The organism is Streptomyces griseomycini, assembly GCF_014203535.1.
Taxonomy (GTDB): Bacteria; Actinomycetota; Actinomycetes; order Streptomycetales; family Streptomycetaceae; genus Streptomyces; species Streptomyces griseomycini.
Genome location: NZ_JACHJI010000003.1, coordinates 298,593 through 313,994 on the forward strand (window position 1 = coordinate 298,593; position 15,402 = coordinate 313,994).

12 protein-coding genes are annotated in these 15,402 nt (G+C 71.4%); 7 read left to right on the top strand and 5 right to left on the bottom strand.

Going from position 1 to position 15,402, the window contains the following annotated elements; translation table 11 throughout:
• Positions 1 to 139 precede the first annotated feature (139 nt).
• The 4 genes from FHS37_RS10260 to FHS37_RS10275 are packed head-to-tail and all read left to right on the top strand — an operon-like array spanning position 140 to position 3,936.
• Positions 140 to 748, top strand: a complete 609-nt coding sequence (locus FHS37_RS10260) for a hypothetical protein (RefSeq protein ID WP_229889980.1) — start codon at positions 140 to 142, stop codon at positions 746 to 748.
• Positions 745 to 1,353 carry a toxin gene (locus FHS37_RS10265; RefSeq protein ID WP_184819321.1) on the top strand — a complete coding sequence of 203 codons (609 nt, stop codon included), beginning with the start codon at positions 745 to 747 and terminating at the stop codon, positions 1,351 to 1,353. Before FHS37_RS10260 ends, FHS37_RS10265 begins: the two co-directional genes overlap by 4 nt.
• Positions 1,350 to 2,543, top strand: a complete 1,194-nt coding sequence (locus FHS37_RS10270) for an MAB_1171c family putative transporter (protein ID WP_229889979.1) — start codon at positions 1,350 to 1,352, stop codon at positions 2,541 to 2,543. The genes FHS37_RS10265 and FHS37_RS10270 overlap by 4 nt, the downstream gene beginning before the upstream one ends.
• Entirely contained in the window at positions 2,536 to 3,936 is a 1,401-nt protein-coding gene (locus tag FHS37_RS10275) for an NAD(P)/FAD-dependent oxidoreductase (protein WP_184819323.1), read from the top strand. Before FHS37_RS10270 ends, FHS37_RS10275 begins: the two co-directional genes overlap by 8 nt.
• 25 nt (positions 3,937 to 3,961) lie before the next feature.
• On the opposite strand, the gene FHS37_RS10280 is transcribed toward FHS37_RS10275, so the two are convergent.
• The 3 genes from FHS37_RS10280 to FHS37_RS10290 form a co-directional block, all read right to left on the bottom strand.
• Positions 3,962 to 4,210 carry a DUF6458 family protein gene (locus FHS37_RS10280; RefSeq protein ID WP_184819325.1) on the bottom strand — a complete coding sequence of 83 codons (249 nt, stop codon included), beginning with the start codon at positions 4,208 to 4,210 and terminating at the stop codon, positions 3,962 to 3,964.
• Positions 4,211 to 4,291: 81 nt separating this feature from the next.
• On the bottom strand, positions 4,292 to 5,590 hold the full coding sequence (locus tag FHS37_RS10285; RefSeq protein WP_184819327.1) for a M18 family aminopeptidase: 1,299 nt from the start codon (positions 5,588 to 5,590) through the stop codon (positions 4,292 to 4,294).
• A gap of 87 nt (positions 5,591 to 5,677) precedes the next feature.
• Entirely contained in the window at positions 5,678 to 7,504 is a 1,827-nt protein-coding gene (locus FHS37_RS10290; RefSeq protein ID WP_184819329.1) for an acyl-CoA dehydrogenase, read from the bottom strand.
• Positions 7,505 to 7,667: 163 nt separating this feature from the next.
• Here FHS37_RS10290 and FHS37_RS10295 point away from each other — a divergent pair, with 163 nt between their 5' ends.
• Positions 7,668 to 8,132, top strand: coding sequence for an SseB family protein (locus FHS37_RS10295; protein ID WP_184819331.1), 465 nt, complete (start codon positions 7,668 to 7,670; stop codon positions 8,130 to 8,132).
• Positions 8,133 to 8,245: 113 nt separating this feature from the next.
• A complete protein-coding gene (locus tag FHS37_RS10300) occupies positions 8,246 to 9,217 on the top strand; it encodes a pirin family protein (protein ID WP_184819333.1) in 972 nt (323 codons plus the stop codon).
• Between the two features lie 38 nt (positions 9,218 to 9,255).
• Here the strand turns inward: FHS37_RS10300 and FHS37_RS10305 are convergent, their stop codons facing one another.
• Positions 9,256 to 11,415 carry an ATP-binding SpoIIE family protein phosphatase gene (locus FHS37_RS10305; RefSeq protein WP_184819335.1) on the bottom strand — a complete coding sequence of 720 codons (2,160 nt, stop codon included), beginning with the start codon at positions 11,413 to 11,415 and terminating at the stop codon, positions 9,256 to 9,258.
• Positions 11,416 to 11,571: 156 nt separating this feature from the next.
• Between FHS37_RS10305 and aspS the strand changes: the two genes are divergently transcribed.
• Entirely contained in the window at positions 11,572 to 13,335 is a 1,764-nt protein-coding gene (gene aspS, locus FHS37_RS10310) for an aspartate--tRNA ligase (RefSeq protein ID WP_184819337.1), read from the top strand.
• 79 nt (positions 13,336 to 13,414) lie between these two features.
• Here aspS and FHS37_RS10315 read toward each other — a convergent pair whose 3' ends face one another.
• Entirely contained in the window at positions 13,415 to 15,349 is a 1,935-nt protein-coding gene (locus FHS37_RS10315; RefSeq protein ID WP_184819339.1) for a glycosyltransferase family A protein, read from the bottom strand.
• Between the last annotated feature and the right edge of the window lie 53 nt (positions 15,350 to 15,402).

The window sequence follows — 15,402 nt, forward strand, 5'->3', positions numbered from 1 at the left end:
CGTCGTGGGAGTGGTGCGGCCGACCGTGTCAACGATCATTTTCGGCCAGTGAACGATCGTTGAGAAACGGCCCGGGTGCGCATAGGTTGTGACGCGCACGGCACCGCAGCTTCAGTCCCACGTCACTGGGAGCGCACTGGTGGAAGCCCGTACCACGCTGACCGAGACCCTCCGGCGCCTCGACACCCTCATGGCCGAGCAGGGGAGGAAAGCCGAAGAGCTGCTCGACCCGCGGGAGTTGGCCGCGAGGACGGCGTTGCCCGAAAGCACCGTCCGCACGTTGCTGGCGGGCGGCGCCCCACCGGCCGACACGGTGAACGACCGGGTGCGTGCGCGCATCCGGGCACTGGCGCACACGCACATGTCCCGTTCCGGTGGGCGCATGGCGGATCTCGCCGCGGACATCCACGCGCGTCTGGGGGTCTCCGAGTACTGGGCCCGTCAGGTGTGCGACGGCAGGAAGGTGCCCAGTGTCGAACTGCTCCACGGCCTCGTGGAGTTCTTCGGGGTCGAGGGAGGGGAGGCGTTCTTCACCGCGTCCGCCCCCGACGCCCTCAACCGGGCCCTCCTGCCCCTCCTGGAGAGGCTGGACCCGCGGACCGATCCCCTGGACGCGCTGATGGTCCGTTACGGCGTGAAGGCGACGGACTTCCGCCGGCACGGCGCGATGACGCCGGCCCAGCTGGACCGGCTGCTCGAAGGAGTCATCAAGTCGGTCGTCCCCCGGGAAGGGGACGCCGGGCGATGACCACCAGGGCCATGAAGTCCCTGCTCGCCCGCCTGGCACGGGACGCGTCGAAGTCGATCCAGCGGCCGGCGGAGCCCAGGGCCGTGATGGAGGGGTTCTGCCGGGCGATGGAGGCCCGTGTCGGCCGGCCCCTCCAGCTGGTGTTCCGGCCCTTCCCGCCGGACATCCCGGTGTCGGGCATGCGGCTGGACTGCGGCGACCGCTCCATCATCGTCGTCGAGGAGAACACCGTGGCGGAGGCGCAGCTGGTCATCCTGGGACACGAGCTGTGGCACGAGGAGCAGGGGGCGTGCGGCCACCACGCCCCGGACGTGACCGCGGCCGCCCGGGCGCTCACCGGTGAACACAGCGCCGAGGCGCTCCGGCGGGCCGCGGAACAGGTCCTCGCCGCCGAGAAGGTCCCGCGGGACGTCTGCCACGCCGTGGCGGCCCGCGCCGACTCCGCCGACCGGCACGAGGTGGACGCGGAGACGTTCGGGCTGCTGTTCGGCCGCGAGGTCCGCACCTGGATGAAAGGGCGCTACGCGGAGGGCCCGGTCAGCCCGTCCACCGTGGAAGGCCGCATCAACCTGTCCTTAGGCAACCGTGGCGGGCGCCTCCTGTGACGATCCCCCACTTCCACATCCCCTACGCCGTCCCGACCGTCCTGCTGGCCACGGCGCTGGCCTTCAAGCTCCCGACGTTCCTGCGCGCCTGGCGCGATCCGGACGTGCGGGCGACCACCCTCCTGCTGACGTGGGCCACGGCCTGCCTGGTCGTCATCACCCCGGTGAACATCCAGCGGCTCAACGTGCTGACGGGCGTGCCGAACATCGCCGCGCCCTGGGCCTACTCGTTCCTCACCGCCTCCTGCGCCACCGGCCTGACCATGATCATGCGGTGGCGGGAGGAACCGTCGCACCGGCGCCGGCGGCGGATGCGCCGCGTCTACGCGATCTACGCGGGGGTCATCGCCGCCCTGTGGGGGACGTTCCTCCTGGCGGAGGTGCCGGTCGCGCGGATATACGACCTGGACACCTACTACGCCACCACACCGTGGATGCGTGAGCACATCCTGCTCTACCTGGTGGCGCACATGGTGTCGTCCCTCGTGGCCGCCTCCATGCTGTGGAAGTGGTTCCCGGAGGTCGGGAACCGCTGGCTCAGATCGGGGGTCGTCCTCCTCCAGCTCGGCTTCGCGTCGGGCCTGATCTACGACGCGGCCAAGATGGCGGCGATCGGGGCCCGCTGGGCGGGAGCCGACTGGGACTTCCTCAGCACGCGGGCGGCCCCGCCCTTCGCGCTGGCGCAGGCCGCCCTCGTGGCGATCGGGTTCCTCGTGCCCCAGGCGGGTCCCTTCCTGCGGGACTGGATCCGCGACCGGCGCGAGTACCGGCGGCTGCGGCCGCTGTGGCTGGCCGTCCGGGTCCTCGCGGCATCCGCGGCGGCGGCCCGCTTCGGCTTCTGGACACCGCTGGACCTCCGCCTGATGCAGCGCCGGCAGCGCATCTACGACGCCCTGCGCCTGCTCACCCCCTACTTCGACCACGACCTGTACCGGCGCGCGTACCAGGCTGCCCTGGACGCGCACGACGAGAGCACGGCACGGGGCATCGCCGGCGCCGTCGCGGTCCGCGCCGCGATCGACGCCCACCGTGGGGGAGCCCCGCGAGAAGGCGGTGACGCGGCCACCCGCGTCGGCACCCACGTGACCGCCCACATCGACGCCGTCTCCCGCGCGCTCGACCACCCGCACACCGTCGACGCCCTCCGCCGGCGGATGACGTCGACCGACACCCGGAGCACACATGCCTGACAGACTCGACACCCGCCGGCCCACGGCCCTCGTCATCGGCGGCAGCCTCGCCGGGCTGTTCGCGGCGGCCGCCCTCGCCGAGACCGCCGACGTCACCGTCGTCGAACGCGACCGCCTCCCCGAGGGACCGGAGCCGCGCCGCGGCGTTCCCCAGGCGCGCCACGCGCACCTGGTGTGGAGCGGCGGCGTCCGGGCCTTCGACGAGCTGCTTCCCGGTGTCGTCGAGGAGGTCGTCGCCCGTGGCGGCCGCCTCGTGCGGATCATGGGCGACATGGTCTCGCGCGCGCCCAACGAGATCTGGTTCCGGCGCTTCACGTCCACCCACCACCGCAACATCGTCTGCTCCCGCGACCTGCTGGAAGCCGTCATACGCGACCGCGTCCTCGCCGACGGCCGCGTCACGCTGCGCCAGGACACCGTCGCCGTGGCGCTGGAGGGCGGCGCCACCCGGGTCACCGGCGTGCGCGTGCGCACCGGCGACGAGGAACTCGTCCTGTCCGCCGACCTCGTCGTCGACGCCTCCGGACGCGGCTCCTCCGCCCCACGGTGGCTGAGGGAGCTGGGCCTGCCGAAGGTCGCCGAACGGGAGATCAACGCCGGGGTCGCCTACGCCACCCGCCTCTACCGGGCGCCGGGCAGCACCGCGGAGACCGGCTTCCCCCTCGTCAACGTCCAGGCCAATCCGGGCAGGGCCCCGGGCCGGGGCGGCATCATCCTGCCGGTCGAGGGGAACCGCTGGATCGTGACGCTGGCCGGCACCCGTGGCGGTGAGCCGAGCAGCGACCCGGACTCCTTCGTGGACTTCGCACTCGGTCTCGGCGATCCCGTCATAGGGGAACTGCTCAAGGAGGCCGAGCCCCTCGGGGACGTCGCCACCACGCGCAGCACCGCCAACCAGCGCCGCTACTACGAGAAGATGCGGCACTGGCCGGACGGCTTCCTCGTGCTCGGCGACGCCGTCGCCGGTTACAACCCGGTCTACGGCCACGGCATCACGGTCGCGGCGCAGGGCGCCCTCGCCGTCCGGGCCGTGTTGCGGGACACCCGCCTCACCGTCCCCGGCACCGCGCGCCGCCTCCAGCGCGTCGCGGCCCGGCCCGTCGCCGCCGCGTGGAACCTCGCGGTCGGGCAGGACGCCTTCTACCCGGGCGCCGCCGCGACGCCGCCCACGGCCGTGGAGCGGTTCCTCGCCCGGTACGTGGACCGGGCCGTCGCCACCGGAGCCCGCAATCCGCGTGCGCTCGGTGCGCTGCTGGACGTGATGAGCCTCGAGAAGCCCGCCGCCCGCCTGTTCTCGCCCGACATGCTCTTCCCCATGCTCTTCGGCCCGAGGAAGGCGTACCTGCCGGGTCCGCCCCTGACGGAGGCGGAGCGCAAGGCGGTCGTCCGCTGACGCCCCGCCCGCGCCGGGGGCCCGGTCAGACCCCGTACCCGTCGCTGTAGCCGTCCCGGTGGTGCGGCCGGGTGTCGTCGACGACCGGCGTGGCGGGCGGTACGACGACCCGCCTGCGCCGGGCGATGCTGCTGAAGGTCGCGACGCCGATCAGACCGACGATCATGAAGATGACGCCGACCAGGTCAAGGTTGACACCCTGCATGTCCCAGTCGGTCGCGAACGTGAGGATTGCTCCCACGGCGATGAGGATGATGCATCCGCCGAGGCCCATGAGTGTCGCCTCCCTGTCCGGTGTTTCCGGTCACCACCGGGTACCCGGACCGGCATCGGCCATGCCGCGAGGGAGAGTTGACTACCCCTCCAGGAACGCCGCCAACGCGTTCGCCAGCAGGAACGGGTCCTTCGCGCCGCACAGTTCGCGCGCGCTGTGCATCGACAGGATGGCCACGCCGATGTCGACGGTCCGGATGCCGTGCCGGGCCGCGGTGATCGGGCCGATGGTGGTGCCGCACGGCATGGAGTTGTTGGAGACGAAGGACTGGAAGGGGACATCCGCCTTCTCGCAGGCCGCCGCGAACACGGCCCGGCCCGAACCGTCCGTCGCGTAGCGGTTGTTGACGTTGACCTTGAGGAGGGGGCCGCCGTCGACGCGCGGGTGGTGCGTCGGGTCGTGCCGCTCCGCGTAGTTGGGGTGGACGGCGTGGCCGGTGTCGGAGGAGAGGCAGACGGTGCCGGCGAAGGCGCGCGCCCGGTCCTCGTACGACCCTCCGCGCGCGAACACCGAGCGCTCCAGCACGCTGCCGAGCAGCGGGCCGTCGGCGCCGGTGTCGGACTGGGAGCCGTTCTCCTCGTGGTCGAAGGCGGCGAGGACGGGGATGTGCGACAGGCCGGCCGGGTTCGCGGCGACCGCCGCCAGCGCGGCCGTCCCCGCGTGCACGGACAGCAGGTTGTCCATGCGCGGGCCGGCCACCAGTTCCTCGTCGCGGCCCAGGTACGCCGGCGGTTCCACGGAGTGGACCATCAGGTCCCAGCCGGCGACCTCGCCCGCCGGGATGCCCGCGGTCTCCTCCAGGAAGGCGATGAGGTCGCCGTCGCGGACGTCGTCGCCCAGGCCCCAGACGGGCTGCAGGTGCCGCTGCTTGTCGAGTTTGAGGCCCTCGGAGTTCACCGAGCGGTCCAGGTGGATGGCGAGCTGGGGGACGCGCAGCAGCGGCCGGTCGGCGTTCACCAGGCGGGTGGAGCCGTCGCGCAGGGTCAGCCGGCCGGCCAGGCCCAGGTCGCGGTCGAGCCAGGAGTTGAGCAGCGGACCGCCGTAGATCTCCACCGCCACCTGGCGCCAGCCGTGCGCCCCGCTGTCGGGCCGGGGCTTGACCCGCAGGTTGGGGGAGTCGGTGTGCGCGCCGACGATGCGGAAGGGGGTGTGCGGCTCCGCGCCCTCGGGGACGTACCAGGCCACGATCGCACCGCCGCGCAGCACGTACCTGCCGCCGTTCGTCCCGTCCCAGGCGTCCGTCTCGGCGACCTGCCGGAAGCCGGCCTTGTCCAGCCGCTCGGCGGCGTTCGCCACCGCGTGGTAGGGCGTGGGGCTCGCCGCCAGGAAGGACATCAGGTCGTCGGTGTGGCCGCGGTCGAAGCGGGAGGGTGCGCTCATGGGTTCACCTTAACGAGGACGAGGGCCCGCTTCCCTGTGCGGGAGCGGGCCCTCGGGCGGTCTCGTGCGATCCGGTGGGGGGAGTGCCTAGAAGGCCGCCTCGTCCAGCTCCATCAGGTCGAGCTCGACGCCCTCGGCGACCTTGCGGGCCAGGGTGACGCCGGGCAGGACGTTGGCCGCGAAGAACTTCGCCGCGGCGATCTTGCCGGTGTAGAAGGCCCGGTCCTTGCCGGAGGCCGTCTGGAGCTTCTCGGCGGCGACCGCGGCGCCGCGCAGGAGCAGGTAGCCGACGATCACGTCACCGGAGGCCATCAGCAGGCGGGTGGTGTTCAGGCCCACCTTGTAGATGTTCTTGACGTCCTGCTCGGTGGCCGCGAGGTCGGTGAGCATCAGGCCGACGATGGCCTCCAGCTCGACGGCCGCCTTGGCCAGGTGCTCGCGGGCGCCGGCCAGCTCCTCGCCGCCGGTGCCGAGGGCGAGGAACTTCTTGATGTCCTCGGCCAGCGAGTTCAGGGCGGCGCCCTGGTTGCGGACGATCTTCCGGAAGAAGAAGTCCTGGCCCTGGATGGCGGTGGTGCCCTCGTACAGGGTGTCGATCTTGGAGTCCCGGATGTACTGCTCGATCGGGTACTCCTGCAGGAAGCCGGAGCCGCCGAAGGTCTGCAGCGACTGGGCGAGCTGCTCGTAGCCCTTCTCGGAGCCGTAGCCCTTGACGATCGGCAGGAGCAGGTCGTTCAGCGCGTGCTCGGCGGAGGCGTCCTCGCCCGCGGCCTCCTTGACCGCGATCGCGTCCTGGACCGAGGCGGTGTGCAGGACGAGGGCGCGCATGCCCTCCGCGTACGCCTTCTGCGTCATCAGCGAGCGGCGCACGTCGGGGTGGTGGGTGATGGTGACCTTGGGCGCGGTCTTGTCCATGAAGTTGGCCAGATCCGGACCCTGGACGCGCTCCTTGGCGTACTCCAGCGCGTTGAGGTAGCCCGTGGACAGCGTGGAGATCGCCTTCGTGCCGACCATCATGCGGGCGAACTCGATGATGCGGAACATCTGGCGGATGCCGTCGTGCTTGTCGCCGATCAGCCAGCCCTTGGCGGGGTGCCGGTCGCCGAAGGTCATCTCGCAGGTGTTGGAGGCCTTCAGGCCCATCTTGTGCTCGACGTTGGTGGCGTAGACGCCGTTGCGCTCGCCCAGCTCGCCGGTCTCGAAGTCGAAGAGGTACTTCGGGACGAGGAAGAGGGACAGGCCCTTGGTGCCGGGGCCGGCGCCCTCGGGACGGGCGAGCACGTAGTGGAGGATGTTCTCCGACATGTCGTGCTCACCGGAGGTGATGAACCGCTTCACGCCCTCGATGTGCCAGGAGCCGTCCTCCTGCTGCACGGCCTTGGTGCGGCCGGCGCCCACGTCCGAGCCGGCGTCCGGCTCGGTGAGGACCATCGTCGAGCCCCACTGCTTCTCGACGGCGATCTGGGCGATCTTCTTCTGGACCTCGTTGCCCTCGTCGTACAGGATCCCGGCGAAGGCCGGACCGGAGGAGTACATCCACACGGCCGGGTTGGCGCCCAGGATCAGCTCGGCGTACGCCCAGATCAGCGACGGGGGAGCGGTGGTGCCGCCGATCGCCTCGGGCAGGCCGAGGCGCCAGTACTCGGAGTCCATGAAGGCCTGGTAGCTCTTCTTGAAGGACGCCGGGACCGGGGCGGTGTTGGTCTCCGGGTCGAAGACCGGCGGGTTGCGGTCGGCGTCGGCGAAGGACTCGGCCAGCTCGTTCTCCGAGAGGCGGGTCAGCTCCTCCAGGATGCTCTTCGCGGTGTCGACGTCCATCTCCCCGAACGGGCCCGTGCCGTACAGCTTGTCGCGCCCGAGTACTTCGAAGAGGTTGAACTCGATGTCGCGGAGATTCGACTTGTAGTGCCCCATGGCGACGGCTCCGTTAGAGAGGGATCGGCGAGGCACTGGCTCCTCGCACCTAGTTCACGTACCAACAAGTAGCTACGATGATGCTACCCGTCGGTAATAAGAAGCAACCCCGATCCGGACATCTGTGACCCAGCCCTCCCGCCGGGTCGTTAGTCTGTGCGGCATGTACGGCTACGACCAGAGCACGGGGGCACAGCAGGGTTACGTCCCGCCGCAGCAGCAGATGCCGGGCGGGTACGGGCAGCAGGCGCCGCTGTATCCCGAGCCGTCCCCGCCCTCGCTCGCGGACGCGGTGCGCGCGTTCACCACGGGTCAGATGGCCGCCGAGGACTTCCAGCAGGTCTTCGCCACGTCCAAGGTGTACTGCCCGCGCGGCGACAATCCCGGGTTCCTCGCCCTGCACAACACCCAGCAGCCGGTGATCCCGATGTTCACCTCGCTCAAGGAGCTGCGGCGGTACGCGGGAAAGGAGTCCAAGTACTTCGTGATCACCGGCGCCGAGGTGATCGACCTGCTGCCGACCGGCTACGGCTTCGTCCTCGACATGGAGGGCGAGCACCGCATGGTGTTCGACGCGAAGGCCGTCGAGCAGATGGTCGAGTTCGCGATGCGCCGGATGTACGGCTGACCCGTGCCGCTTCGGTGCGGAGCCCGGAGGGAATGCCCTCCGGGCTTTCTCTGTTGGGGGTGGCAAGAAGTTCAACGCTCAACTAAAGTGGGCGTACACGAGGAGGTACCGACATGCCCGCAGTGACCGTCGAGAACCCGTTGACGCTGCCCCGCGTGACCGCACCCGCCGACGCCGTGGCACGTCCCGTGCTCGCCGTCACGACCGCGCCGAGCGGTTTCGAGGGCGAGGGCTTCCCGGTGCGCCGGGCGTTCGCGGGGATCAACTACCGCCATCTCGACCCGTTCATCATGATGGACCAGATGGGTGAGGTGGACTACGCGCCCGGCGAGCCGAAGGGCACCCCCTGGCACCCGCACCGCGGCTTCGAGACCGTCACCTACATCATCGACGGGACCTTCGACCACCAGGACAGCCACGGGGGTGGCGGCACCATCACCAACGGCGACACCCAGTGGATGACCGCCGGAAGCGGCCTGCTGCACATCGAGGCGCCGCCGGAGCAGCTCGTCATGTCCGGGGGCCTCTTCCACGGCCTCCAGCTGTGGGTGAACCTCCCGGCCAAGGACAAGATGATGGCGCCGCGCTACCAGGACATCCGGGGCGGCAGCGTCCAGCTGCTCACCTCCCCCGACGGAGGCGCGCTGCTGCGGGTCATCGCCGGTGAGCTGGACGGCCACCAGGGTCCCGGCATCACGCACACGCCGATCACGATGATCCACGCGACGCTCGCACCGGGCGCCGAGATCACCCTCCCCTGGCGCGAGGACTTCAACGGCCTGGCCTACGTCCTGGCGGGCAGGGGCGCCGTGGGCACGGAGCGCCGTCCGGTCCACCTGGGGCAGACCGCGGTCTTCGGCGCCGGGTCCTCGCTGACCGTCCGCGCGGACGAGAAGCAGGACTCCCACACCCCGGACCTGGAGGTCGTCCTGCTCGGCGGGCAGCCGATCCGTGAGCCCATGGCCCACTACGGCCCGTTCGTCATGAACACCCGCGAGGAGCTCCAGCAGGCGTTCGAGGACTTCCAGAAGGGCCGGCTCGGAACGATCCCGGCGGTGCACGGGATGTCCGAGGGCGGACTGTAGGTCCCTCTCCCGAGCCCCGGAGAACGAGCCCCGTCCGGTCAGGGACGGGGCTCGTCCGCATGTGCGCGGCCGTGTCCGGCACCGTCGGGCCCGGCCCCGTCCGTCTCGTACAGCTCGAACCAGATGCTCTTGCCCTCGCCGCGCGGGGCCACCCCCCAGGCGTCCGCGAGCAGCTCGATCAGCATCAGGCCACGTCCGGAGGACGCCATCTCACCCGGCCGGCGCTTGTGCGGCAGGTCGTCGCCGGTGTCGGTGACCTCGACGCGGATCTGCCGCTCGCCCGGCTCCCCGGTGACGTCGGTGACCAGCAGGGCGTCCGTGTCGGTGTGGACCAGGACGTTCGTCAGCACCTCGGAGAGCAGCAGCACCGCGGAGTCCTTCTGGTCCTCGTCGGGCCAGTCGTGCAGCAGCTCGCGCAGTTGCTGCCGGGCGTCGGCGACGCGCTCCGGTTCGGCCTGTGCGACCGTCATCACCGCGCGACGCACCGGCGACCGGGCATCGACGTGGTCACCGCTCTCCCGGTGCAGCAGCAGGAGCGCCATGTCGTCCTCGCGGCGGTCGACGAGCGGTCCGGTCGTGTGGTGCGAGGACGGTCCGAGCACGGCCTGGATCAGTGCGTCGGCCAGCTCGTCCATGCTGTCCCAGCGGTCCTCCAGGACGCTGCGCAGCCGTCCCCAGCCGGTCCGCAGGTCGTGGCCGCCGGTCTCGACCAGGCCGTCCGTGCAGAGCATCAGGGTCTCGCCGGGTTCCAGGGCGTGCCGTGTCGTCGGGTAGTCGGAGTCCGGGTCGATGCCGAGCGGCAGTCCGCCCGCCGTGGCGCGGATCAGCGCCGTGCCGTCCGCCATGCGCACGACCGGGTCCAGGTGGCCGGCCCGGGCGCTCTCCACGGTGCCCGTCGCCGAGTCGACCTCGGCGTAGTAACAGGTCGCGAAACGCACATCGTCGGGGTCCTCGTCGTGGTTCCCCTGGGTGAGGCCGTGGAAGAAGTGGGAGGCCCGGGAGAGCACGGCGTCGGGGCGGTGGCCCTCGGCGGCGTACGCGCGCAGGGCGATGCGCAACTGCCCCATCAGCCCGGCCGCCCGTACGTCGTGCCCCTGGACGTCGCCGATGACCAGGGCGAAGCGGCCGCGGGGCAGCGGGATCACGTCGTACCAGTCGCCGCCGACCTGGAGCCCGCCACCGGTGGGGACGTAGCGGGCGGCGATGTCCATGCCCGGGATGTCGGGTCCCAGCGCGGGCAGCATGGAGCGCTGCAGTCCCTCGCTCAGCTCCCGCTGGGTCTCGGCCGCGCCCGCCCGGGACAGCGCCTGCGCCAGCATGCGCGCCACGGTGGTCAGCACGGAGCGCTCGTCGGGGGTGAACGCGACCGGGTAGGCGAAGCCCGCCATCCACGCGCCCATCGGACGCCCGGCCACGGTCAGCGGCAGGAACGCCCAGGACCGGCGGCCGAAGCGCTGGGCGAGCGGCCAGGCGAGCGGGTAACGCGCCTTGTACTGCTGCGGGGAGGAGAGGTAGACCGCGCGGCCCGTCCGCACCACCTCGGCGGCCGGGTAGTCCGTGTCCACCGCCATGGAGGTGAACGGGGCCTCCTCGCCGGGCTCCTGCCCGTGGTGGCCTATGACCGTGAGCCGGTCGCCCTCCACGCCGAAGACGGCCAGCCCGTCCGGGGAGAAGCCCGGCATCGACAGGTTGGCGGCGACCCGCAGCACCTCCTGCGTCGACCGCGCCTCGGCCAGCGCCCGGCCCGCGTCCAGCAGGAACGCCTCCCGTGACCGCCGCCAGTCGCCGGTGACCGCGCTGCGTCCGGCGGGCGTTCCCGGCGCGGGCTCGGTGACCTCCTGAAGGGTGCCGGTCAGGACGTAGGCCTTGCGGACGCGGTCGAAGGCGGGCTTGGAGCGGCTGCGCACCACCCGGACGACCCGCTGCTGGTCGTCCATGATCCGGATCCGTACCTCGGCGAGGGTCTCCTCGGCGACGGCGAGCCGGACGACCCCGGTGATCTCGTTCCAGTCGACGGGGTGCAGACGGGCCCGGACCTGGGCCTCCGTGAGGGTGGTCCGTTCGGCGGGCAGTCCGAGCAGCCGTGCCGCGACGGCGTCGACCGTGACCAGCCCGGCCGCGGTGTCCCAGTGCCACAGACCGGTGTCGAGGACGGCGAGGACGTCCCCCAGAGAGGACAAGGGCTCACCAGTGCGCATTGCCCCACTTTATGAAGATGGTGTCGAAAACTGCCACCGAGGCCGCACGCATGCTCGGGTGGTGATGACGGGGAAGCGATCGTGGGTCGGCCGGTAGGCTGGGGGGAGTTTCACGTGAAACGAAGACCCCGATCCGCGAAGACTGGATGAACGACGATGCATCGGTACAGGTCCCACACCTGCGGCGAGCTCCGCGCCTCTGACGTCGGCACCGACGTCCGGCTGAGTGGCTGGCTGCACAATCGGCGCGACCTGGGCGGCATCCTCTTCATCGATCTGCGCGACCACTACGGCATCACGCAGCTCGTGGCCCGTCCGGGCACGGAGGCGTACGAGGCGCTGGACAAGCTGTCCAAGGAGACGGTGGTCCGCGTCGACGGCAAGGTCGTCTCGCGCGGCGCGGAGAACGTCAACCCCGAGCTGCCGACCGGTGAGGTCGAGGTCGAGGTCGGCGCGGTGGAGGTGCTGGGCGCGGCGGCCCCGCTGCCCTTCACGATCAACACCGAGGACGGTGTCAACGAGGAGCGGCGCCTGGAGTACCGCTTCCTGGACCTGCGCCGCGAGCGCATGCACCGCAACATCATGCTGCGCACGCAGGTCATCTCGGCGATCCGCCGGAAGATGACGGCGCTGGGCTTCAACGAGATGACGACGCCGATCCTGTCCGCGACCTCCCCCGAGGGCGCCCGTGACTTCGTCGTCCCCTCCCGCCTGAACCCGGGCAAGTTCTACGCCCTCCCCCAGGCCCCGCAGCAGTTCAAGCAGCTGCTGATGATCTCCGGCTTCGACCGCTACTTCCAGATCGCGCCCTGCTTCCGTGACGAGGACGCCCGCGCGGACCGTTCGCCGGGCGAGTTCTACCAGCTCGACGTGGAGATGTCCTTCGTCGAGCAGGAGGACGTCTTCCAGCCGATCGAGAAGCTGATGACCGAGCTGTTCGAGGAGTTCGGCAACGGCCGGCACGTGACGTCGCCGTTCCCGCGGATCCCGTTCCGCGAGGCGATGCTGAAGTACGGCTCCGACAAGCCGGACCTGCGCGCCAAGCTGGAGCTCGTCGACATCACCGACGTCTTCGAGGGCTCGGAGTTCAAGGCGTTCGCCGGCAAGCACGTGCGCGCGCTGCCGGTGCCGGACGTCTCCGGCCAGCCCCGCAAGTTCTTCGACCAGCTCGGCGACTTCGCGGTCGCGCAGGGCGCGAAGGGCCTGGCGTGGGTGCGGGTCGGCGAGGACGGCTCGCTGACCGGCCCGATCGCGAAGTTCCTGACGGAGGAGAACGTCGCCGAGCTGACCAAGCGGCTCTCCCTGGCCCCCGGCCACGCGGTGTTCTTCGGTGCGGGCGAGTTCGACGAGGTCTCGAAGATCATGGGCGCGGTGCGCGTCGAGGCCGCCAAGCGGGCCGGCCACTTCGAGGAGGACGTCTTCCGCTTCTGCTGGATCGTCGACTTCCCGATGTACGAGAAGGACGAGGAGACCGGCGCGATCGACTTCTCGCACAACCCCTTCTCGATGCCGCAGGGCGGCCTGGAGGCCCTGCAGACCCAGGACCCGCTGTCCATCCTCGGCTGGCAGTACGACATCGTCTGCAACGGTGTCGAGCTGTCCTCCGGCGCCATCCGGAACCACGAGCCGGAGATCATGCTCAAGGCCTTCGAGATCGCGGGTTACGACCGCGAGACGGTCGAGGAGAAGTTCGCCGGCATGCTCCGCGCGTTCCGCTTCGGCGCCCCGCCGCACGGCGGCATCGCGCCCGGCGTCGACCGCATCGTCATGCTGCTCGCCGACGAGCCCAACATCCGCGAGACCATCGCCTTCCCGCTCAACGGCAACGCCCAGGACCTGATGATGGGCGCGCCGACGGAGCTGGAGGAGGCCCGCCTGAAGGAGCTCCACCTCTCGGTGCGCAAGCCGCAGCCGAAGTAACCGACCGGTACGACGGAGGGGCCCGGAGCCGCACGCGGCTCCGGGCCCCTCCGTCGTCCGTCGTCCGGGCCGGGAAGGGTCAGCGTGACCGGCCCAGCCGTCGCCGGACCCGCCGGACCCGGGGGTCGCCGACCACCGTGTCGAGGAGCCGGCGCCCGGGGCCGGCCACGTAGGCGGGGCCCTCCAGACGCAGCAGGGCGCCGTCGCTGACGACGGCGTACGCGACCGGTGCGTCCGCCTTCGGGAAGGTGACCGGATGGCGTCCGGCCGGAAGCGCGAGGCGGGCGGGCAGGCGCAGCCGCACCGCCGTCCCGTCGGTGGAGGGAACCAGCTCGGCGGTCACCGTCAGCGCGGACACCGCGGCCTTGACCCGCACCCGGCCACCGGACGCCGCCGTCACGTAGGGCAGCGGCAGCGACCGTCCGGCGCGCGCGTCGTTGGCGGCGGCGGCCCCGGCCGTGTCGGGGCCGAACCGGCGCAGCCGCTGGTCCAGGTCGAGGGCGAGCTGGCCGCCGGCCGTCCAGTACGGGAGCGCGAGCCGCCCACCGGTCAGCGCCGGGCCCGCGGCCGGGGTGCTCGGGGTGCCCTGACCGGTCACCCGGACCATCCGGTCGATGCCCAGCAGCTGGACGAACGCCCAGACGTCGTACACCCCGCGCCCCAGGGGCCCGCCGCCGGCCAGCCGCTCCGGGTCGATGCGCAGCCGCCCGGACGCGACCAGCCGCGACCTTCCGTCGCCGGCCGGCCGGAGCCGGACCTCCAGGTCACCCTCCGGGTACCACCAGTCCTCCCGGTCCCGGTCCTTGACCACGATCTCCGCGTACGCCAGCCGGAACGGATCGCGCACCTCGTACCCGTCGTCGGCGCCCGGCACGCCGTCCAGCAGCTCCGGGTCCAGCCACCACGTGCCGTTCCGCTCGACCAGGACCAACGGCTCGCCGTCCCCGCGCAGCAGGTCCAGCGTGATGTCGGCGGCCAGGCGGCCGTCCTCCCACCGCAGCGGGCCGATCTCGGTGCGCGCCTTCACCGCGCGGACGTGCTCGGCGAACGCCCGCGCCCCGTCGAAGTCACCGCTCTCCAGCAGTCCGGCGCGGACCCGCGACACCGCGGGCAGTCCCTCCCGCACGGCCGGCGGGAACTCCTCCAGCGCCAGCTCGCGGGCCGCCTCGAAGCGCGGCAGCTGCTCGGCCGGGTCCTCGCGCAGGATCTCGGGCTCCCGGGCCCTGGAGAGGACCTCCACGTGGTACAGGCGGTGCAGCAGCCGGTTCTGCAGCGCGTCGATGTCGTCGGAGGGGGTGGTGCCGTCCTTGATCCCGCGGACGACGGTGCGGCAGTTGGACCAGAACCCGTGCCGGGGGTTGAACCGGTGGCGGGTGTTGTTGCCGCCGTCGTCCCGCTTCATCCAGTAGTAGCAGGGGTAGTCGGCGAGGATCGATATGCGTTCCGCCTTCAGGTAGGCGGCGGTGACGAAGGCGAGGTCCTCCAGGATCCACGGCCCCTCCGGGAACCGCAGCCCGTGCTCCTCGACGAAGGCCCGCCGGAACATCTTGTGCGGCGACAGGCTCTGCATCAGCTCGTCGTTCTCGATGGTGCAGGCGTCGACCGTGTGCCGGAACAGCCGCCGGGGGCGCACCATCGTGCTGGACATCTTGCCGATCACCACGTCGGCGCCGTTGCGCTTCGCGTGCTCGTACAGCCGCTCCAGGGCCTCGGTCCCGAGCTTGTCGTCGTGGTCGACGAACTGCACGTACTCGCCCCTGGCGTGCTCCATGCCGAGGTTGCGCGGCGCGCCCGGCCAGCCCGAGTTGGGCCGGGTGTGCACCTGGACGTTCGGGTGTCCGGCCGCGAGCTTCTCCAGCCGGTCCAGCGTGTCGTCCGTCGACCCGTCGTCGACGTAGATCACCTCGTACTCGTCGGCCGGCAGGCTCTGCCCGAGCAGCGACGGCGCGCACTCGTCGACGTACTGGCCGGTGTTGTAGACGGGAACGATGACGCTGACCTTGAGTCTCGGCATTCTCCGGACCCTACCCGGCCCGTTCCGGGGCCCGGAAACGGTGGTTCCCGGGC

Coding starts and splice junctions, on each gene's coding strand:
- FHS37_RS10265 (WP_184819321.1), top strand. CDS start 745: ATGACCACCAGGGCCATGAAGTCCCTGCTCGCCCGCCTGGCACGGGAC.
- FHS37_RS10275 (WP_184819323.1), top strand. CDS start 2,536: ATGCCTGACAGACTCGACACCCGCCGGCCCACGGCCCTCGTCATCGGC.
- FHS37_RS10280 (WP_184819325.1), bottom strand. CDS start 4,210: ATGGGCCTCGGCGGATGCATCATCCTCATCGCCGTGGGAGCAATCCTC.
- FHS37_RS10285 (WP_184819327.1), bottom strand. CDS start 5,590: ATGAGCGCACCCTCCCGCTTCGACCGCGGCCACACCGACGACCTGATG.
- FHS37_RS10290 (WP_184819329.1), bottom strand. CDS start 7,504: ATGGGGCACTACAAGTCGAATCTCCGCGACATCGAGTTCAACCTCTTC.
- FHS37_RS10295 (WP_184819331.1), top strand. CDS start 7,668: ATGTACGGCTACGACCAGAGCACGGGGGCACAGCAGGGTTACGTCCCG.
- FHS37_RS10300 (WP_184819333.1), top strand. CDS start 8,246: ATGCCCGCAGTGACCGTCGAGAACCCGTTGACGCTGCCCCGCGTGACC.
- FHS37_RS10305 (WP_184819335.1), bottom strand. CDS start 11,415: ATGCGCACTGGTGAGCCCTTGTCCTCTCTGGGGGACGTCCTCGCCGTC.
- aspS (WP_184819337.1), top strand. CDS start 11,572: ATGCATCGGTACAGGTCCCACACCTGCGGCGAGCTCCGCGCCTCTGAC.
- FHS37_RS10315 (WP_184819339.1), bottom strand. CDS start 15,349: ATGCCGAGACTCAAGGTCAGCGTCATCGTTCCCGTCTACAACACCGGC.